Below are 18,803 nucleotides of genomic sequence, written 5' to 3' on the forward strand. Positions count from 1 at the left end.
CTCGAGTCAGGGCCGGGCATGCAGCCTGTCACCGTAGACGGCTTTCATGCTCGTGGCGCTCCAGCAATATCGAACAAGGTTGGACTCTTCGAAAAAGTCGGTATTGATGATGCTGCAACGCGTGATCCAGTCGCCGGTAGTGCTGAACCAGTCGTTGATATGGTTTTTAATATGTTGAGGCCCGCCGAGCCGGGTGTAGGTGGTTGCCGACAGCGACCACAGGAGTGGAGTACTCGGTGTTTCAGCGAGTGTCTTGACGATAAGTCGCTGCAATTGATCGGTATCGGTAATGCCGCTGCCAGACCATTTGTGTGGAATATTCCGCCAGATGTATTCGCCATCCAGGCCGGGCCTGGAAACCGCAGAGATGACGACCCTGCGGCGTGAGCTGTCCTGCTTGAGTTGCCCGACCGTCTTGGTCGAGTCGAACCAGGAGATCAAACGCGTCCCGAGCCGGTTCAGGAGGATCTCGCCAAGCTTTTGATGGTTGAACGGTTTATCGCCATCACCCAGTTGATGAAGATCCAGAACGACGAACTCGTTGGTGTTGGCGTCGAGAAACGCCACCAGCGCCTCGATCAAGTCGTCCAGCACGCGGTGCGACTGAAAACCATTGTGATGAAAATAGAAGATCGACTGATCGGCGGCTTCGCGAAAACCGAGGCGTATGTCGAACACTCGTGCGCCATTGGCAAGTTGCCAGGCAAATGAATCGTTTTGACAGGTCGTCCAGTTGCCGACGATCACTTCGTAATTGGGTGCTTTTTTATCCATGCCGGCGTTATGAGCGCTTGGCCAGACAATATCGGTCAGTCTGAGCGTGTCGATGTCGAGGACGTTGCTCATCCAGGTTTTTTTATTCAGGTGATCTGATTGGGTGCGAGTCATGAGCATTCCTTTGTGGCTGACGTCTCTCCGTCCTGGAGAGAGGTGATTAAATCAGTATCGAGCCATAAGGTTATCGGGCGCGACGGCTGACTTTATAATCAGCCTCGGCAAGGTGGCCAAGTGTCGGCTTGATACAGGAAGTATCTGCCAACAACTCGATTGGTTCCTTCAGGTTACCGCGGACTGTTTACTAAGGGCGATTCTTTGCTTCGATCCATTGCGCCATGTATTGAGTGCTCTTGTGCTGATGATGACGCAACATGCTCCCGGTAAAATTGTTTGTGCGAAGTTGATCAAGCTGTTGCTGGCAGTGCATCAGTCTGTCGATCAGCGCCGGACCATGAACCGATTGCCGGTAACGTTCGCCCAACAGCGCAAATCCCAGGCACTGCGCGTTCTGCCACTGCTGCTCGTCGCTGTACAGCCGCACTGCGTGATCGGCCAGCTGCCGGGCGGTGCTGGCGACAGCTCCCGGCCACGGCGCCTCGCCATGCATGCCTTCGGCACCCATCGGCGTGGTGATACTTGGCGTGCCACAGAGCATCGCCTCGACGATCTTGCCTTTGATGCCGGCGCCAAAACGCAGTGGCGCCAGACACACCCGCGCGGCCGACATCACTTGCAACGCATCCTCTGCCCAGTTCATCACATGGAACCCCTGCGCCGCGTTATGCAATGCCGTGGCTTTGGGCGGCGTGTAAGCGCCATAGATGTGCAATTGCGCGGTCGGCAACTGTTCACGAATCATCGGCCACAGGGTGGTCTTCATCCAGAGTACGGCGTCCCAGTTGGGCGCATGGCGGAAGTTGCCAATACTGAGAAAGTGCGTACGGTCTTCAAAGGGCGTCGGCGTTGAAGTCGGGATATCAACCATCAACGGACACCACTGCAGCATCTCGCGCGGCACGTTGAACTGCTCGACCAGCAGCTCTATTTCGACTTCAGAGATCATCAAGTTCAAATCACAGCGATAAATCGCAGCGATCTCGCGCTTGGCCAGATCGGTGTTGGCCATGAGGGCAAACTCTTCAGGCAACGCCGGTGCGAACAACTCGCTAAAGTCGTTGCCGTCGTCGCTGGCTTTCAGACGGTCTTTGAGGCGCTGATGCCGGGCATGCCGCAGGCTTTGCAGGTCCTGGGTGGCCAACACACGTATCGCGTCGGGGCAGTGTTGTTCGACGCGCCAGCCGAACTGCTCTTCCATCATGAATTGCTCGAACACGACGATGTCCGGCGCCAGTTCGCTGATAAAGGCGTCAAAGCTGCTGTTGTTCAGTTGAATCGGTACTTCACGAATGCCCAGCGCCGTCAGATCTTCCTGATGCTCGCCAGCGCCCGCCGGGCTGCTGAAGGTGACGTCCCAGCCTTGTCGCAGGAACGTCCCGAGCAACTGCATGACATACCCGCCAGCTGCGGAAGATCGGGGTTCAGGCCAGACGGAACCAATCATCAGGACTTTGGTTGCGCGGGGTTGATTCATGAGGGGCATTTCCTTGAAGCGGGGCCGGGATGACAGCGGGGCGCAATTAAACCACAGCCGCTGGCAGATCCTCAGCCCGCATCAATCGCTGTCAGGCGAGCATGCCTTTGACCTTGTCACGCAGTTGATCAATGGAGAACGGTTTGCCGATGACTTGCATGCCGTCCGGTACATCGATGCTTTCCGCGTAACCGCTGGCGAACAGGATAGGCAGTTCGGGGCGAAGCATTCGCGCCTGCTTGGCCAGCTCTTTGCCATCCATGCCGGGCAGGCCGACGTCCGTCATCATCAGGTCGATGTACTGATCTTCATCGTTGAGAAACTCCAGGGCCTTTTCGCTGCCGTCCGCCTCCAGCACCTGGAATTCCAGCTCCTCGAGCACATCGACAATCAGCATGCGCACGATGTTGTCGTCTTCAACGACCAGGATGATGGATTTTTCGGTGGACATAGTGAGGCTCTCAAAAATGGAAAGTGCGTTGGCCGATCAATCTAATGTGCCGCGGCCATGCATGAGTAACTGAGGTGACCCGACAAGTTCCCAAACTCGCTGCAAAAAGAATAGCTGCACCAGAGTCGATAAGGATAACCCCTACGGTGCCCGAGAGCAGCTGAATGTAGGAATTTGAGTAAAAACACGTCAGAAGATTGGATCAATGTAGCCGTTCTGGGGCAAACTCCCGGGTTTTCAACAGTTCGACAAGGCTTCGTTATGACCATGGCGTCTTCGGTTGATGAGCAACGGTTCCGCAAACTTTTAAGCCGCAACGTCAGCCTGCCACTGGGCGTGGGCGTACTGAGCGCGGTTTTCTTTGTCTCGCTGATCACTTACTTGCTGTCGGTAATTCAATGGGTCGAGCACACCGACCGGGTGATCAATAATTCCAACGAAGCGATCAAGCTGACCGTCGATCTGGAAACCGGCATGCGCGGCTTTCTGCTCAGTGGCGACGAGAAATTCCTTGAACCCTATGAAACCGCTCGGCCAAGGGTCACCGTCGCACTCAATACCTTGCTCGAACTGACTGCGGACAACCCGGTGCAAACCGATCGACTGAAAAGGCTGCAGGCCCTGCAAACCGAATGGGCCACCTATGCGCAAAGTCTGATCGATCTGCAGCGAACCAACGGTGACTACCGCGGGGCCGTCAAGGCAGGGCGTGGCAAGCGACTGACCGACGAAATCCGTAAGCAGTTTGAAGACGTGATCGACATGGAGCAGCAGTTGCGTACCGCGCGTAACGCTGAAGTGCGCCGTACCACGCTCTGGAGCATCGGCCTCTACGTGTTGTTTATCGTCGGCATCAGCGCCTTGCTCGCTTATATCGGTCGCCGTGATTTGCTCAATCTTTCGCAAAGCTACAGCACCAATCTGGCTGCGCAACAGGCCAGCGCTCGCAGGCTGGAGCAACAGGCCTGGTTGCGCAATGGCCAGACCGAACTGGCCGAGCAAGTGTTGGGGCAACTGTCGCTCAACCTGCTGGGTCGCAACATTCTGCAGTTCTGCGCGCAATACCTCGACACCGCGGTGGCGGCGCTCTATGTGCGTGAAGAGCACGGCGGCCTCAAGCGCGTCGCCAGTTACGGGTTTTCGCGGGAGCAGGAAGAACGCGATCAACAGATCTTCAGCGGCGAGGGGATTGTCGGGCAAGTGGCGGAAAATAACCGTCTGATTCGCCTCGATAACGTACCCAATGATTATTTCAAAGTCAGTTCAGGCCTCGGCAACGGCTTCCCGCACAGCGTACTGGTAGTGCCGACCAGCGATGACAAGCGGGTCAATGGCGTTATCGAGCTGGGCTTCCTGCGTCCGCTGGACGAACGTGACGTCGAATTGCTGGAACTGATTGCCGGCAACATTGGTACCTCTATTGAGGCCGCCCGTTATCGCCAGCGCCTGCAGGAAGTGCTCGCCGAAACCCAGCAGCTCAACGAAGAGTTGCAGGTACAGCAGGAAGAACTCAAGACTGCCAACGAAGAGCTGGAAGAGCAGTCGCGCATCCTCAAGGAATCCCAGGCGCATCTGGAAACCCAGCAGGTCGAGCTGGAACAGACCAACGAACAACTGGCCGAACAAGCGCAAATCCTTGCCGATCAGCGCGACGCCATGGACGTAAAAAATACCGAACTCAATCAGGTGCAGATGCAACTTGAAGAGCGCGCCGACGAGTTGCAACGCTCCAGCAAGTACAAGTCAGAATTCCTCGCCAACATGTCCCACGAACTGCGCACGCCGCTGAACAGTTCGTTGATTCTGGCAAAACTGCTGGCCGAGAACCCGCAGGACAACCTGAGCGCCGAGCAGGTCAAGTTTGCCGAGTCGATCTATTCGGCGGGCAACGACCTGTTGAACCTGATCAACGACATCCTCGACATCTCCAAGGTCGAGGCCGGCAAGCTGGATGTCCGTCCGGAGAACACCAGCGTCGCCCGTTTGGTCGACGGTTTGCGCGGCATGTTCGAACCACTGGCGGCGGACAAGCAGCTGGATTTCCAGGTCGAGTTGCAACCCGGCGCGCCAATGATGATTTACACCGATCGCCAGCGCCTGGAGCAAGTCGTCAAGAACCTGCTGTCGAACGCGGTGAAATTCACCGAAAAAGGCACGGTCAGCCTCAGCGTGGCCAGCCAACCCGACAACGGCATTGCGTTTGTTGTACGCGATTCCGGTATCGGCATCGCCGACGATCAGCAGGAAAGCATCTTCGAAGCGTTCCGCCAGGCGGACGGCACCACCAATCGCCGCTACGGCGGCACCGGGCTGGGTCTGTCGATTTCCCGTGATCTGGCGGCGTTGCTCGGCGGCTCGATCAGTGTCAACAGCGAACCGGGGCAGGGCAGCGTGTTCACCCTGGTCCTGCCGCAACATTATGTTGAACCGGGTGAAGAGCCGGTCGAGCCGGTGAAGACTGCACCGGTAGCGCCGCCGCAGAAACCGCAACCTGCGGCGCTGGTGCCGCTGATCGCCGAGGTCGATATCCCGCGTTTTGACGACGACCGCAGCCAGGCACCGTTTACCACTCGCTGCATTCTGGTGGTGGAAGACGAGCCGAACTTTGCGCGCATCCTTTACGATCTGGCGCACGAATTGGGTTACCAGTGCCTGGTGGCGCATGGGGCCGACGAGGGTTATGACCTGGCCAGGGAGTTCATCCCGGACGCCATCCTGCTGGACATGCGCCTGCCGGACCATTCCGGCCTGACGGTGTTGCAACGCCTGAAAGAACACGCTGAAACCCGGCACATTCCCGTACATGTGATCTCGGTGGAAGATCGCGTTGAAGCGGCGATGCACATGGGCGCCATCGGTTACGCGGTCAAGCCGACCACCCGCGAAGAGCTCAAGGACGTCTTTGCGCGCCTCGAAGCCAAGCTGACCCAGAAGGTCAAGCGCGTGCTGCTGGTGGAAGATGACGACTTGCAACGCGACAGCATCGCGCGTCTGATCGGCGATGATGACATCGAAATCACCGCCGTTGGTTTCGCCCAGGAAGCGCTCGATCAACTGCGCACGACGATTTTCGACTGCATGATCATCGACCTCAAGCTGCCGGACATGCTCGGCAACGACCTGCTCAAGCGCATGTCGACCGAGGACATCTGCTCGTTCCCGCCGGTCATTGTCTACACCGGGCGCAACCTGACCCGCGACGAAGAGGCGGAGCTGCGCAAGTATTCGCGCTCGATCATCATCAAGGGCGCACGCTCCCCGGAGCGCTTGCTGGACGAGGTCACACTCTTTCTGCACAAAGTAGAATCGCGGTTGTCCCATGAACGCCAGCGGATGCTCAAGACCGCACGCAGCCGCGACAAGGTGTTCGAAGGACGCAAAGTGCTGTTGGTGGACGACGATGTGCGTAACATCTTCGCCCTGACCAGCGCGCTGGAGCAAAAAGGGGCAATTGTGGTCATTGGTCGAAACGGCCGTGAGGCGATTGAAAGGCTGAATGAAGTCGAGGACATCGATCTGGTGTTGATGGACGTGATGATGCCGGAGATGGACGGTTTCGAGGCAACGACCTTGATCCGTCAAGACCCGCGCTGGCGCAAGCTGCCAATCATCGCCGTCACTGCGAAGGCCATGAAAGACGATCAGGAGCGCTGCCTGCAGGCCGGCTCCAATGATTACCTGGCCAAGCCTATCGACCTTGATCGCTTGTTCTCGCTGATTCGCGTGTGGTTACCAAAGATGGAACGCATTTAGTGGAACGCATCAATTCCGAGGGGCGAAACAGCGAAATCGAATTGCGGCTGTTGATTGAGGCGATTTACCTCAAATACAGCTACGATTTTCGCGACTACTCTGGTGCCTCGATCAAGCGGCGGGTCAGTCACGCGTTGATTCAGTTCGAGTGCGCGACCATTTCTGCGCTGCAGGAAAAGGTCCTTCATGACCCGACGGCGTTCATGCAGTTACTGCAGCTGCTGACGATCCCGGTCAGCGAGATGTTCCGCGACCCTTCGCACTTCCTGGCGATCCGTAAGGAAGTGGTGCCGCTGCTCAAGACTTATCCGTCGATCAAAATCTGGATTGCCGGTTGCAGCACGGGTGAGGAGGTCTACTCGATGGCGATTCTGCTGCGCGAAGAAGGCCTGCTCGATCGCACGATTATTTACGCCACCGACATCAATCCGCGTTCGCTGGATAAGGCCAAGCAGGGCATCTTCTCGATGGAAAATGTCCGCGCCTACACGCACAATTATCAGCAGGCCGGTGGCCAGCGATCTTTCGCCGACTACTACACCGCCGCTTACGGTTATGCGATTTTTGACAAGACGCTGTGCGAGAACGTGACGTTTGCAGATCACAGCCTGGCGACGGATAGCGTCTTTTCAGAAACTCAATTAATTTCATGTCGTAACGTGTTGATTTATTTCAATAAAAAATTGCAGGATCGAGCGTTTGGGTTGTTCCATGAATCGCTCTGCCATCGTGGATTTCTGGTATTGGGCAGCAAGGAAACCACGGATTTTTCCGCGTTCGCCAAGCAGTTCGAGCCCTTGGTGAAACAAGAACGGATCTACCGGAAATCATGAGCAGTGAAGCGCAATTGCCTCGTATCGAGGCTATCGTGATTGGCGCCTCTGCGGGTGGCGTGGAGGCATTGCTGACCATACTCGGCCCGCTGCGCGCAGGTTTCGTATTACCGATTGTTGTCGTCCTGCATTTGCCTGATGAGCGACGCAGTCATTTGGCAGAGGTGTTCGAGCGCCGGGTAGCGATGCCTGTGCTGGAGGCGCACGACAAAACGCCAATCGAAGCTGGCACGCTGTATTTCGCCGGGCCCGGTTATCATCTGTCGGTGGAGCAGGACCGTTCCTTTTCATTGAGCCTTGAAGACCGCGTACATTATTCACGGCCCGCCATCGATTACCTCTTCGCATCGGCTGCCGATGTTTTCGGTCCGGCATTGGCCGCCGTGTTATTGACCGGCGCCAATCGTGATGGCGCAGCCGGCATGGCCCATGTTCAACAACGTGGCGGTTTGACGATCGTGCAAGACCCGCAAGATGCTCAGGTGGCGACCATGCCCCTGGCGGCGCTGGCTACGCACCAGCCAGACCACATTCTCCCCATAAGCGGCATCGGCCGTCTGCTTGTCGAGCTGGAACGAATCGCATGCTAAGTAACATCCAGGCCAAACTGTTGATCGTCGACGATCTGCCGGAAAACTTGCTGGCACTAGAAGCGCTGATCAAGCGCGAAGATCGCATCGTCTATAAGGCCTTGTCTGCGGATGAGGCACTGTCGCTGCTGCTGCAGCACGAGTTCGCCATGGCCATCCTCGATGTGCAGATGCCGGGCATGAACGGCTTCGAGCTCGCTGAACTGATGCGCGGCACGGAGAAGACCAGGAACATCCCTATCGTATTCGTCAGTGCGGCGGGCCGTGAACTCAACTACGCGTTCAAGGGCTACGAAAGCGGCGCTGTCGATTTCCTCCACAAGCCGCTGGATATCCACGCGGTGAAGAGCAAGGTCAACGTGTTCGTCGATCTGTTCCGCCAGAGCAAGGCCATGAAGCAACAGGTCGAAGCCCTGGAGCGCAGCCGTCGGGAGCAGGAGGCGTTGTTGCTGAAGTTGCAGAGCACTCAGCTGGAGCTCGAGCAGGCGGTGCGCATGCGTGATGACTTCATGTCGATTGTTGCCCATGAAGTGCGCACGCCGCTCAATGGCCTGATTCTGGAGACCCAGCTGCGCAAGATGCACCTGGCGCGTGATAACGCTGCAGCGTTCGCCCTGGACAAGATGCACGCGATGGTTGACCGCGACGAACGCCAGATCAAAAGTCTGATCCGTCTGATCGAGGACATGCTTGATGTGTCCCGCATTCGCACCGGCAAACTGTCGATCCGGCCTTCGCGGTTTGACTTGTCGACGCTGGTGCGCGGCCTGCTGGAGAATTTCGCTCCGCAGATCGACGCCGCCGAGTCTTCGGTCACTTTGGACGCCGAACATCCGGTGATTGGCAACTGGGATGAATTTCGTATCGAACAGGTGATCTCTAACTTGATCACCAACGCTTTGCGCTACGGCGCCAAGAGTCCGATCAGTGTCAAGGTGTACAGTGAGGGCGCTGAGGCGCGCGTGGAAGTGCGTGATCTGGGGATCGGCATCAGTGAGGAAAACCAGAAGCGTATCTTCCAGCAGTTCGAACGCGTGACGGCCAAGCATGCCGTTGCCGGATTGGGCCTGGGGCTGTTTATCTCGGAACAGATTGTGACCGCCCATGGCGGTTCCATCACTGTCGAGAGCCGGATTGGCGAAGGCGCGTTGTTTCGTGTTTGTCTGCCGCTGTAGGAAAACAGCCAGATAAACGCAACCTCTGATCGACCCCACGGTCGTATCAGCAGCTATTGACCGAACAAAGGCTTCCCATGAGTGAAGATGCGCAAGACGTCGTACTGATCGTCGAAGATGACCCCTCCATCCTGATGGTGCTTTCTGCCTATTTGTCGGGTGAGGGTTACCGGGTGTTGAAGGCGGAAAACGGCGAGCAGGCGTTCGAGATTCTCGCGAGCAAACCGCACCTGGACATGATGATCACTGACTTTCGCCTGCCGGGCGGGATTTCCGGGGTGCAGATTGCCGAGCCTGCAGTGAAATTGCGGCCGGAGTTGAAGGTGATTTTCATCAGTGGGTATCCGCAGGAAATTCGTGAAACGGACAGCCCGATTACGCGCAAGGCGCCGATTTTGGGTAAGCCGTTTGATTTGAATGTGTTGCAAGAGTTGATGCAGGACATGTTGTCGTAAGGCCTGAAAACTGCGGGACCTGTTGTTTCATATCAAAGCCAAAAAAAACGCCGCTCATCTCGCGATGGGCGGCGTTTTTTATTGCTGTAAAACTTTAGGCTTGAACCACCGGAATATTGGCGTTCGCCGCCGCCTCACGGAACTCGGCGATCTGGTCGAACGACAGGTAGCGGTAAACATCAGCCGCCATGCTGTCGATCTTGCCCGCGTATTCCATGTATTCCTCAACAGTCGGCAAGCGACCCAGGATGGAAGCCACCGACGCCAACTCGGCCGAAGCCAGGTAAACGTTGGCGCCGTCACCCAAGCGGTTCGGGAAGTTACGGGTCGATGTCGACACAACGGTCGAGTTCGGCTCTACACGTGCCTGGTTGCCCATGCACAGCGAGCAGCCCGGCATTTCCATGCGCGCGCCAGCCTTGCCGTAGATGCCGTAGTAGCCTTCTTCGGTCAACTGGTGCGCGTCCATCTTGGTCGGCGGCGACAGCCACAGACGAGTCGGCAGCTGACCCTTGACCTGATCCAGCAGTTTACCGGCAGCGCGGAAGTGACCGATGTTGGTCATGCACGAACCGATGAACACTTCGTCGATCTTTTCGCCAGCAACGCTGGACAGCAGACGGGCGTCGTCCGGATCGTTCGGCGCGCAGAGCACAGGCTCTTTGATGTCGGCCAGGTCGATTTCGATGACTTCGGCGTATTCCGCGTCAGCATCGGCAACCATCAGCTCAGGGTTGGCAACCCAGGCTTCCATCGCTTGGGCGCGACGTTCCAGAGTGCGTGGATCGCCGTAGCCTTCGCCAATCATCCAGCGCAGCAGGGTGATGTTGGAGTTCAGGTACTCGGTGATCGACTCTTTCGACAGCTTGATGGTGCAACCGGCAGCCGAACGTTCAGCCGAGGCGTCGGACAGCTCGAAGGCTTGTTCGATGCTCAGGTTGTCCAGACCTTCGATTTCCAGAATGCGGCCGGAGAAGGCGTTCTTCTTGCTTTTCTTCTCAACGGTCAGCAGGCCAGCCTGAATCGCGAAGTAAGGAATGGCGTGAACCAGGTCACGCAGGGTGACGCCCGGTTGCATTTTGCCTTTGAAACGCACCAGGATCGATTCCGGCATGTCCAGCGGCATGACGCCGGTGGCGGCGGCGAACGCGACCAGGCCAGAACCGGCCGGGAACGAAATGCCCATCGGGAAACGGGTGTGGGAGTCACCACCGGTACCGACGGTATCCGGCAGCAGCATGCGGTTCAGCCAGCTGTGGATGATGCCGTCGCCCGGACGCAGGGAAACGCCGCCGCGGGTCATGATGAAGTCAGGCAGCGTGTGGTGGGTGGTCACATCGATCGGCTTTGGATAGGCCGCGGTGTGGCAGAAGGACTGCATCACCAGATCGGTCGAGAAGCCCAGGCACGCCAGGTCTTTCAGTTCATCACGGGTCATTGGACCGGTGGTGTCCTGGGAGCCGACGGTGGTCATCTTCGGTTCGCAGTAGGTGCCAGGACGCACACCTTTGCCTTCCGGTAGACCGCAAGCCTTGCCGACCATTTTCTGCGCCAGGGTGTAGCCTTTGCCGGTGTCGACAGGAGCTTCAGGCAGCTTGAACAGATCGGTTGGGCCCAGGCCCAGCTCGGCACGCGCCTTGTCGGTCAGACCGCGACCGATGATCAGCGGAATACGGCCGCCAGCGCGGACTTCGTCCAACAGCACCGGGGTCTTCATTTCGAAGGTGGTCAGGACTTCGTCAGTGCCGTGTTTGCAGACTTTGCCAGCATGCGGGTACAGGTCGATCACATCGCCCATGTTCATGTTGGTAACGTCGAATTCGATCGGCAGTGCGCCGGCATCTTCCATGGTGTTGTAGAAGATCGGAGCGATCTTGCTGCCGAAGCAGAAACCGCCGGCACGCTTGTTCGGCACGTTTGGAACGTCGTCGCCGAAGAACCACAGCACCGAGTTGGTCGCGGATTTACGCGACGAACCGGTACCGACCACGTCACCGACGTAGGCGATCGGGAAGCCTTGACCGCGCATTTCTTCGATCTGCTTCATCGGGCCGGTTTTGCCTTGCTCGTCCGGCACGATGCCTTCACGGGCCATTTTCAGCATGGCGAGAGCGTGCAGCGGGATGTCCGGGCGGGACCAGGCGTCCGGAGCAGGGGACAGGTCGTCGGTGTTGGTTTCGCCGGTGACCTTGAATACCCGCAGGCTGATCTTGTCAGCCAGAACAGGGCGATTGCGGAACCACTCGCCGTCAGCCCAGGACTGGACCACGCCCTTGGCGTGTTCGTTGCCGTTGCGGGCTTTTTCAGCGACATCATGGAACGCGTCGAACATCAGCAGGGTGTGCTTGAGCTGAGCAGCAGCCACGGCAGCCAGTTCTTCGCTGTCGAGCAGGTCAACCAGGGTCACGATGTTGTAGCCGCCCTGCATGGTGCCGAGCAGTTCAACCGCGCGTTTCTTGTCGATCAACGGGGAGGTGGCTTCGCCTTTGGCGAGTGCAGACAGGAAACCGGCTTTTACATAGGCCGCTTCGTCCACGCCAGGTGGAATGCGATTGGTGATCAGGTCAACGAGGAAAGCTTCTTCGCCAGCCGGAGGATTCTTCAGCAGCTCGACCAGGCCTGCAGTTTGTTCGGCGTTTAGCGGCTGGGGAACGATACCCAGTGCTGCACGCTCTTCGATATGTTTGCGGTAGGCTTCAAGCACAGTTATTACCCTCATCAGTGGTCCCAAATGGGTGTCCGGGACGCTCATCCCGAAATTGCCGTACTCATGCGCTGCATGGCGTTGTGGGCCACTTAGCCAGAATTACCGACAATTCCTTACAGAAGCTGCTTTCAAAGTTTTACGCCTGCAGAACGGGGAGCTGATGAGGGTTGGCGCTGGATTTGTCCCCGCTGGAAAAATCCCTCGCCAACACCGCTCTGAAGGAACGACTGTGCTCGTGACGCTTTGAAAACAGCTTCAAACGGACATTGGCGCCTTAAAAGGCTGGCTGATTCTACGGCAAAAAAAATTTAAAGGTAAGTGAGGGGCTATTGGACTTTGGTGGGTGATCAATGCTGGACAAAGGGCTAACATGCCGACCTGTTCTGCTTTTCGTGCTGTCCCTACTTATGCCCAATCAGACCATCAAAACCCCCTGCGTCGGCCTTTGCTCCACTGTTTACGGTGACCTGGTCTGCCGCGGCTGCAAGCGTTTCCACCACGAAGTGATCAGCTGGAATGGTTACAACGAGGAGGAAAAGCGCGCAGTGTGGTTGCGTCTGGAGCAATTGTTGTCCCAGGTGATGGCCAGCAAACTCGAAGTTTTTGACCCCCAGCGCCTGCGCCTGCAGCTGGAACAGCGCAAAATTCGCTTTGTGCCCCATCAGTCGGAATATTGCTGGGCTTATCAGTTGATCGCCCGCGGTGCGCGAGTGATCAATAATCTGGAGGCGTACGGCATGGTGCTGATGCCGGAATTTCGCGACTGGAATTTGCCGGAACTGCGCGATGCGATTGATCGGGAGTTCTTTTTGCTCTCCGAGGCGCATTACCAGCGGTATATCGCGCCCGGGTTTCTCAAGGACGCCTTCGGCGGTTGAACATTTAACCTGTGGCGAGGGAGCTTGCTCCCGCTGGGCCGCGAAGCGGCTCTCATGGATCAACACAAGCTGTCAGGCATATTGTATTGATCGAAGCGGCGACCGCTGCGCAGTCGAGCGGGAGCAAGCTCCCTCGCCACAAACGCTCGGCACCTCTCAATGCTGCGCCACAATCTCCTCCAGATGATCCATGATGGTGTCCGGTTTCAACACCAGCACATCACTCTCCAGCGCATCCAGCACCACTTCCGCCGTATTACCAATCAACGCCCCGGACAATCCGGACCGCGCCACGGTGCCAATGACCGTCACCGCCGCCCCCAACTTGTGCGCGGTGAAGGGGATCAACACATCCGCCGGACCTTCGGCGATGTGCAAGTGATCATCATCAATGTCGAATTCCGCCTGAAACGCCTTGCACTCCTCGCGATAGCGGGCGGCGATGGTCTCACTGAGCTGCAGGGTCGGATCGGTTGCCGACAGCATCGGTGAAGGATGCGCACTGATCACGTGCAGGTGCGCTTTGGCCAGGCTGGCGATGTCATAGCCGTGATCAATAATCGTCGCATGCAGCGTGCGGTGTTCTCCGTCAATATTGCCGACATCAATGGCCGCAAGAATAACGCCGCCCGTCCACGGTCTGGATGTCTTGACCAGCAATATCGGCGTCGGGCAATAGCGCAGCAGTTTCCAGTCGGCCGGGGTCAGCAAGGCTTTTTTCAGCGATGAATCGGGAAAATGCTGCTTGACCACCAGCCCGCAGCCTTCGGCCTGCTGCACATCGACGATGGTTTCATGCAGGCTTTCATTCCAGGCTTGCTCGGTGGTGACGCTGTAACCATCCTCCTGCAGGCCGGCCTTCAGCACGCTGAGCATCGCGCCGTGATCATGCTTGCGGTCGCAGACCAACAGATGTAAATGGGCCTGAGTGACACCGGCAATCAATTTGGCGCGTTTAAGTGCAAGGCTTTCCGAATGTTCAGGTTCAATGACCACCAGAATGCTGCGAATGGCTTGCATGGTCGGGATCTCCAGGAGGAAAAAATGCGGCGTTGCACAACTATAGTTGCTGGGCGCGCATCCGGGACTTGATGCATATCAACGGTCGCGGCTGGTGGTCTGGCGACAGGCCGGTATAATCGCCGCCCTCCGTATCAGACCTTTTGCCGTGAGCGCCATGATCCTTCCCGAAATCCACGAGTTCCTCGGCTGCCGTACCCCGGATGGCTGGGTTCAGGCCGCCTTGGCCGATCAGGAAACCTTGCTGATTGACCACAAGAACTGCGAATTCAAGGCCGCCAGCACCGCGTTGAGCCTGATTGCCAAGTACCACGGCCACGTTGACCTGATCAATCTGATGTCGCGCCTGGCCCGGGAAGAACTGGTGCACCACGAGCAGGTCATGCGCCTGATGAAAAAGCGCAAGGTCGAACTGCGCCAGTTGTCTGCCGGGCGTTACGCCTCGGGCCTGCGCAAAGTGGTGCGCAGCCACGAACCGGTGAAACTGGTGGATACGCTGGTGGTCGGTGCCTTCATCGAAGCGCGCAGTTGCGAACGTTTCGAAGCCTTGGTGCCGCATCTGGACGAAGAACTCGGCAAGTTCTACTTCGGCCTGCTGAAAAGTGAAGCCCGGCATTTCCAGGGTTACCTGAAACTGGCCTACCAGTACGGTGACGCCAGGGACATCGCTCAGGTAATCGACAAAGTGCGCGCCGCTGAACAGGATCTGATCGAATCGCCGGACGTGGAATTTCGCTTTCACAGCGGCGTGCCGATGGCTGCGGCAGCTTAACCGACCGGGCCCTCAGCCTGCGTCTACTGGCACCAGAATCGCATCCCCGGTGGCCACCAGTTTCAGTTGGTCACCCGTTTGCGCGAACAGCTCGGCGCGGGCAAATACCTGTTTCTTGCCTGCCTTCACCACGTGCCCTCGTGCAACGAATACTTCGCCGACGGCCGGGGCGAGACAATTGACTGAAAAATGTGAAGCCAACACATTACCGGCTACCGTCCCCGCCGCGAAACCACAGGCGGTATCGAGTAGCGCGCCGATCAGGCCGGCGTGCAAAAAACCTGCGTATTGCGCCATGTCGGCGGGACGAAAAACCAGGCTCAGTTCGACTTCGCCACGCTCGGCGTGAGTGACGTCAAAATTTGCCCAACGATTGAACGCTGAAGTTGAGTTGATCTGTTTGAGTGTGTCGAGCATATCGAATCCCTCCAGTTGAGGTATCAACATGCGCCCAAGATCGCCGGAAGTCGTTATCGATCAGGGAGGGTGATGGGCCGCGGGGATTTTCGTGAATGCCGGCTGATCAGCGCAGGGTGTGGCCGGCCAACGTGCATCCGGCCACCAGACTGCATCCAGTTGAGAGTTATTGCTTCAACGCTCCAGACCCAGCCGTTGATGCCAGTCGGCAATGGACTCATCCGGCCAGCGATCACACTGTTGATCACCGCGTTGCACATGAACGTCCACCCACGGCGCTTTCGAGCCGAGCATCACATGTGTGTGTTGCGGCGGCAGCGGCAGCGCCGTATCGATGGCCGAGGCGAACGGGTGAATCAGCTCAGGCCACTCGGGGCTGAACACCCACAATCCCGAACCGCACACCGAACAGAAATGCCGTTCGGCAGTGCTGCGGTGGGCGCGTTTGTCGCCATCATCCTTGAGCCGCGCATGGTAGATCGAGATGTGTTTGCGGCCGCGCACCTTCATGCTGGTCGCATCGCCAGCGATGTTGATCGCATAACCACCCCCGCCCTGGGTTTTGCGGCAGATCGAGCAGTAGCAGGGCTGGTAAGGGTAGGGGTGGGCGCTGGTCAGGCTGAATGAAACGGCGCCGCAGTGGCAGGAGCCTTCGAGATGCATGGGGACCTCGGCCGGGATGAGGGGTTGGGTTTAGCCTAGTAGATAGGCGGCGGAGGTGCCGACGTCATCGCGAGCGAGCTTGCTACTACACGTTCGCGGGGGGCTGATCTTGGTACGACTGAACCTTAGGAGCCGGCTTGCCGGCGATGAACGAAACCGCGGTCTACCGCGCCGGCACCCGCCACAAATACCAAGCGGCCACCGTCCGATAAGGGCTCCACGCCAATCCGGTCTCGATCATCTGCTTTCTGCCCGGCTGATTTTCCAGCCCCTTCAAACGCCGAAAACCCTCGCGCACGCCGAAATCATCCGCCGGCAGGATGTCCGGGCGCTCCAGGCTGTAGATCAGCAACATCTCCACGGTCCAGCGACCGACGCCGCGCAGGCTGGTCAGTCGCTCGATTAACGCCTCATCATCCATGGCCAGCGCCGTCGGGTAATCCGGTACCACGCCGTCGAGGGTTGCCTGAGCGATACCTTGAATGGTCGCAATCTTGCTCGCGGAAAACCCGCAGCCACGCAGTTGCTCAAATCCGCTGGCGAGAATCTGTTCCGGTCGCGGAAAAGGATGCGCAGGAAACAGCGCCACCAGTCGCCCGATAATCGCATCACCAGCCTTGGCGTGCAGTTGCTGATACGCAATGGCTCGCACCAGCGACTCATAGGGATCGCGAGCCGGATGCGGTTGATGCAGGCACGGGCCAATGGCGGCGATGTGGCGACGCCAGTCGTCGTCGATGCACGACAGGAATTCACTGGCAGACAAATACGGATTTACGGACAAACCTGGCTCCTGACGTAAGGGTGGAATCTGCAAGCCAGCTCAGAACAAGTCTCCTGTGGGAGCAAAGCTTGCTCGCGAAGGCGTTTTAACTGCCTGCCCAATCTGCACCGCAGCCTTCTCAAGCCTGAGTAAAAACGCCTTGCGCGGTTGTCCACCACCATAACCCGTCAGCGAACCATCCGCACCGATCACCCGGTGGCAGGGCACGACGATCGACACCCGGTTATGCCCATTGGCCAGGCCGACAGCACGACTGGCACCCGGCTTGCCCAATGTCGCGGCGATGGCGCCGTAGGTGCTGGTCTGCCCGTAAGGAATCCTCGCCAGCTGCGCCCAGACTTGCTGCGCGAAGTCGCTGCCTGGCAGGTGCAGGGCGACCTTGAATTCACTGAGTTTGCCGGCGAAATACTGCGCCAGCTCTGTCTCTATCTGGCGCAAGTGCTCGTTGTGACCGGGTGCCACCGCGTAACCGTAGCGCTGTTGCAGCGCTTCGACTTCACGCGTGAGTGCCGGCCGATCGAGGAACTCCAGCAACACTAAACCGCGCCGTTCGGCCATGGCGATCATCGGCCCCAGCGGCGTGGTGAGTCGGCTAAACAGCAACGGCTCGCTGCTGGCGGCGCGACCGGGAGTGATGTGGAAGGATTTCTGAAACGCATCGCGAAAACCACTCAAGGATTCATAACCGGAATCGAACGCCGCGTGGTCAATCGAATGGCCCTGTTTTATCCCGCCCAGCGCCATGCCGAGGCGTCGGGTACGCAGCCAGGCGTGGAAGGTCATGCCGAAATGCTGCTTGAACCAGCGCCGAAGTTTCAGCGGCTCGACGCCTTCGGCGAGCAACTGCGCATCGCTCCAGCGCACCTCGGGATCGGCATCCACTGCGCTCAGCAGGGTCTGCACCCAGTCCGGCGCAATGGCCGCAGCATCCAGCGGTTTGCAGCGCAGGCAGGCGCGATAACCGGCTGACAGGCAGTCATCGGCATGGGCGAAGAACTCGACATTTTCCGGCTTGGGCTTGCGCGCCGTGCAACTGGGACGACAGAAGATGCCCGTGGTTTTCACCGCCGTAAAGAACACCCCCTCGTAGGCGGTGTCCCGTTCGAGCATGGCGCGAATCATCTCGGCGTGTGGCGGCAGTGCAGCGTTTTGTAGGTTCATGGATTGAGCATAAGTCGCGTTGCCGGAGTGCTCCACCGGAAAATCGACAGGCAATTTTCTTCGCGGGCAAGCAAGGCATTCAAGCACGGCGGGCGAGCAGCAACATCGACGCCGCCGCTGAGAGCAGACCCGCGCAGCAGCGGTTGAAGATCCGTTTGCCCCGAGGCTTGGCGAACCAGCGGCGCATGTGCAGGCCCATGTAGGCGTAGGCACCTATGGCAATCCATTCCAGCACCAGGAACAGTGCGCCCAGCACGGCAAATTGCGGCGCCACTGCCTGATTCGGATCGACGAACTGCGGCAGAAACGCAGTGAAAATGAGGATGGCTTTCGGATTGCCCGCAGCGACCAGAAACTCCTGTCGAGCCAGCGTCATCAATCCCGCCGGCGCGCCCGGAATGCTGGCGTCAGTGCCGGTATCCGCGCGCCACAATTGCCAGGCGAGATAAAACAGGTACGCCGCGCCGCCAATCTTGATCCCATAGAACAGCAATTCCGAGGTCTGTAACACCACTGCTAATCCCGCAGACGCGAGAGCGATCATGCCAGCAAATGCCAGCAGGCGGCCCATCCCCGCGATGCACGCGATGCGATAGCCGTAGCGGGTCGAGTTGCTGACCGATAACAGGTTGTTCGGGCCGGGCGCCATGTTCAGGGCGAAACAGGCCGGGAGGAAAAAACTGAGGGTGGCGAGGTCCATGATCGGCTCCAATGACGCGAGCATGATTTTTACCACAGCCGCCTTGCTGTTCGACCCATACAGTGGAAAACGTCAA

The 18,803-nt window shown here is 58.2% G+C and carries 17 protein-coding genes; 7 read left to right on the forward strand and 10 right to left on the reverse strand.

Annotated features, from left to right (window positions below; translation table 11 throughout):
- Window positions 1-6: 6 nt before the first annotated feature.
- From ACYZTS_RS19145 to ACYZTS_RS19155, 3 genes are all read right to left on the reverse strand, one after another.
- Window positions 7-888, reverse strand: coding sequence for a phosphatidylinositol-specific phospholipase C domain-containing protein (locus tag ACYZTS_RS19145; RefSeq protein WP_461996482.1), 882 nt, complete (start codon window positions 886-888; stop codon window positions 7-9).
- A 190-nt stretch (window positions 889-1,078) separates the two neighbouring features.
- Entirely contained in the window at window positions 1,079-2,368 is a 1,290-nt protein-coding gene (locus ACYZTS_RS19150; protein ID WP_461991269.1) for a glycosyltransferase, read from the reverse strand.
- A gap of 91 nt (window positions 2,369-2,459) precedes the next feature.
- Window positions 2,460-2,819: a response regulator gene (locus ACYZTS_RS19155; protein WP_461991271.1), complete on the reverse strand. Its 360-nt coding sequence runs from the start codon at window positions 2,817-2,819 to the stop codon at window positions 2,460-2,462.
- Window positions 2,820-3,080: 261 nt separating this feature from the next.
- Between ACYZTS_RS19155 and ACYZTS_RS19160 the strand changes: the two genes are divergently transcribed.
- From ACYZTS_RS19160 to ACYZTS_RS19180, 5 genes are all read left to right on the forward strand, one after another.
- Window positions 3,081-6,572, forward strand: coding sequence for a response regulator (locus ACYZTS_RS19160; protein ID WP_461991273.1), 3,492 nt, complete (start codon window positions 3,081-3,083; stop codon window positions 6,570-6,572).
- A complete protein-coding gene (locus ACYZTS_RS19165; RefSeq protein WP_461991275.1) occupies window positions 6,572-7,405 on the forward strand; it encodes a CheR family methyltransferase in 834 nt (277 codons plus the stop codon). The genes ACYZTS_RS19160 and ACYZTS_RS19165 overlap by 1 nt, the downstream gene beginning before the upstream one ends.
- Window positions 7,402-7,995 carry a chemotaxis protein CheB gene (locus ACYZTS_RS19170; RefSeq protein WP_028620123.1) on the forward strand — a complete coding sequence of 198 codons (594 nt, stop codon included), beginning with the start codon at window positions 7,402-7,404 and terminating at the stop codon, window positions 7,993-7,995. The genes ACYZTS_RS19165 and ACYZTS_RS19170 overlap by 4 nt, the downstream gene beginning before the upstream one ends.
- Entirely contained in the window at window positions 7,989-9,170 is a 1,182-nt protein-coding gene (locus tag ACYZTS_RS19175; protein ID WP_461991278.1) for a hybrid sensor histidine kinase/response regulator, read from the forward strand. Before ACYZTS_RS19170 ends, ACYZTS_RS19175 begins: the two co-directional genes overlap by 7 nt.
- A gap of 77 nt (window positions 9,171-9,247) precedes the next feature.
- Window positions 9,248-9,625: a response regulator gene (locus ACYZTS_RS19180; RefSeq protein WP_028620125.1), complete on the forward strand. Its 378-nt coding sequence runs from the start codon at window positions 9,248-9,250 to the stop codon at window positions 9,623-9,625.
- Window positions 9,626-9,719: 94 nt separating this feature from the next.
- On the opposite strand, the gene acnB is transcribed toward ACYZTS_RS19180, so the two are convergent.
- Window positions 9,720-12,329 (reverse strand): bifunctional aconitate hydratase 2/2-methylisocitrate dehydratase, encoded by a 2,610-nt coding sequence (gene acnB, locus ACYZTS_RS19185; RefSeq protein WP_461996483.1) that lies wholly within the window; start codon window positions 12,327-12,329, stop codon window positions 9,720-9,722.
- A 410-nt stretch (window positions 12,330-12,739) separates the two neighbouring features.
- Here acnB and ACYZTS_RS19190 point away from each other — a divergent pair, with 410 nt between their 5' ends.
- Window positions 12,740-13,210, forward strand: coding sequence for a DUF1289 domain-containing protein (locus ACYZTS_RS19190; protein ID WP_461991281.1), 471 nt, complete (start codon window positions 12,740-12,742; stop codon window positions 13,208-13,210).
- A gap of 156 nt (window positions 13,211-13,366) precedes the next feature.
- Here ACYZTS_RS19190 and ACYZTS_RS19195 read toward each other — a convergent pair whose 3' ends face one another.
- A complete protein-coding gene (locus ACYZTS_RS19195) occupies window positions 13,367-14,230 on the reverse strand; it encodes a universal stress protein (RefSeq protein ID WP_461991283.1) in 864 nt (287 codons plus the stop codon).
- A gap of 157 nt (window positions 14,231-14,387) precedes the next feature.
- Here ACYZTS_RS19195 and ACYZTS_RS19200 point away from each other — a divergent pair, with 157 nt between their 5' ends.
- A complete protein-coding gene (locus ACYZTS_RS19200) occupies window positions 14,388-15,002 on the forward strand; it encodes a MiaE family protein (protein ID WP_461991285.1) in 615 nt (204 codons plus the stop codon).
- 12 nt (window positions 15,003-15,014) lie between these two features.
- On the opposite strand, the gene ACYZTS_RS19205 is transcribed toward ACYZTS_RS19200, so the two are convergent.
- The 5 genes from ACYZTS_RS19205 to ACYZTS_RS19225 form a co-directional block, all read right to left on the reverse strand.
- Window positions 15,015-15,419 carry a PaaI family thioesterase gene (locus ACYZTS_RS19205; RefSeq protein ID WP_461991287.1) on the reverse strand — a complete coding sequence of 135 codons (405 nt, stop codon included), beginning with the start codon at window positions 15,417-15,419 and terminating at the stop codon, window positions 15,015-15,017.
- Window positions 15,420-15,593: 174 nt separating this feature from the next.
- Entirely contained in the window at window positions 15,594-16,082 is a 489-nt protein-coding gene (locus ACYZTS_RS19210) for a GFA family protein (RefSeq protein ID WP_461991289.1), read from the reverse strand.
- A gap of 163 nt (window positions 16,083-16,245) precedes the next feature.
- Complete coding sequence (locus ACYZTS_RS19215) at window positions 16,246-16,866, reverse strand: DNA-3-methyladenine glycosylase family protein (RefSeq protein WP_461991291.1); 621 nt, start codon at window positions 16,864-16,866, stop codon at window positions 16,246-16,248.
- 39 nt (window positions 16,867-16,905) lie between these two features.
- Complete coding sequence (locus ACYZTS_RS19220; protein ID WP_050483084.1) at window positions 16,906-18,027, reverse strand: bifunctional transcriptional activator/DNA repair enzyme AdaA; 1,122 nt, start codon at window positions 18,025-18,027, stop codon at window positions 16,906-16,908.
- Between the two features lie 79 nt (window positions 18,028-18,106).
- Window positions 18,107-18,727 carry a LysE family translocator gene (locus tag ACYZTS_RS19225; RefSeq protein ID WP_028621149.1) on the reverse strand — a complete coding sequence of 207 codons (621 nt, stop codon included), beginning with the start codon at window positions 18,725-18,727 and terminating at the stop codon, window positions 18,107-18,109.
- Between the last annotated feature and the right edge of the window lie 76 nt (window positions 18,728-18,803).

The sequence above is a fragment of the Pseudomonas sp. TMB3-21 genome, assembly GCF_054898145.1.

Coding starts and splice junctions, on each gene's coding strand:
- ACYZTS_RS19145 (WP_461996482.1), bottom strand. CDS start 888: ATGACTCGCACCCAATCAGATCACCTGAATAAAAAAACCTGGATGAGC.
- ACYZTS_RS19150 (WP_461991269.1), bottom strand. CDS start 2,368: ATGAATCAACCCCGCGCAACCAAAGTCCTGATGATTGGTTCCGTCTGG.
- ACYZTS_RS19155 (WP_461991271.1), bottom strand. CDS start 2,819: ATGTCCACCGAAAAATCCATCATCCTGGTCGTTGAAGACGACAACATC.
- ACYZTS_RS19160 (WP_461991273.1), top strand. CDS start 3,081: ATGACCATGGCGTCTTCGGTTGATGAGCAACGGTTCCGCAAACTTTTA.
- ACYZTS_RS19170 (WP_028620123.1), top strand. CDS start 7,402: ATGAGCAGTGAAGCGCAATTGCCTCGTATCGAGGCTATCGTGATTGGC.
- ACYZTS_RS19175 (WP_461991278.1), top strand. CDS start 7,989: ATGCTAAGTAACATCCAGGCCAAACTGTTGATCGTCGACGATCTGCCG.
- ACYZTS_RS19180 (WP_028620125.1), top strand. CDS start 9,248: ATGAGTGAAGATGCGCAAGACGTCGTACTGATCGTCGAAGATGACCCC.
- ACYZTS_RS19190 (WP_461991281.1), top strand. CDS start 12,740: ATGCCCAATCAGACCATCAAAACCCCCTGCGTCGGCCTTTGCTCCACT.
- ACYZTS_RS19195 (WP_461991283.1), bottom strand. CDS start 14,230: ATGCAAGCCATTCGCAGCATTCTGGTGGTCATTGAACCTGAACATTCG.
- ACYZTS_RS19200 (WP_461991285.1), top strand. CDS start 14,388: ATGATCCTTCCCGAAATCCACGAGTTCCTCGGCTGCCGTACCCCGGAT.
- ACYZTS_RS19205 (WP_461991287.1), bottom strand. CDS start 15,419: ATGCTCGACACACTCAAACAGATCAACTCAACTTCAGCGTTCAATCGT.
- ACYZTS_RS19210 (WP_461991289.1), bottom strand. CDS start 16,082: ATGCATCTCGAAGGCTCCTGCCACTGCGGCGCCGTTTCATTCAGCCTG.
- ACYZTS_RS19220 (WP_050483084.1), bottom strand. CDS start 18,027: ATGAACCTACAAAACGCTGCACTGCCGCCACACGCCGAGATGATTCGC.
- ACYZTS_RS19225 (WP_028621149.1), bottom strand. CDS start 18,727: ATGGACCTCGCCACCCTCAGTTTTTTCCTCCCGGCCTGTTTCGCCCTG.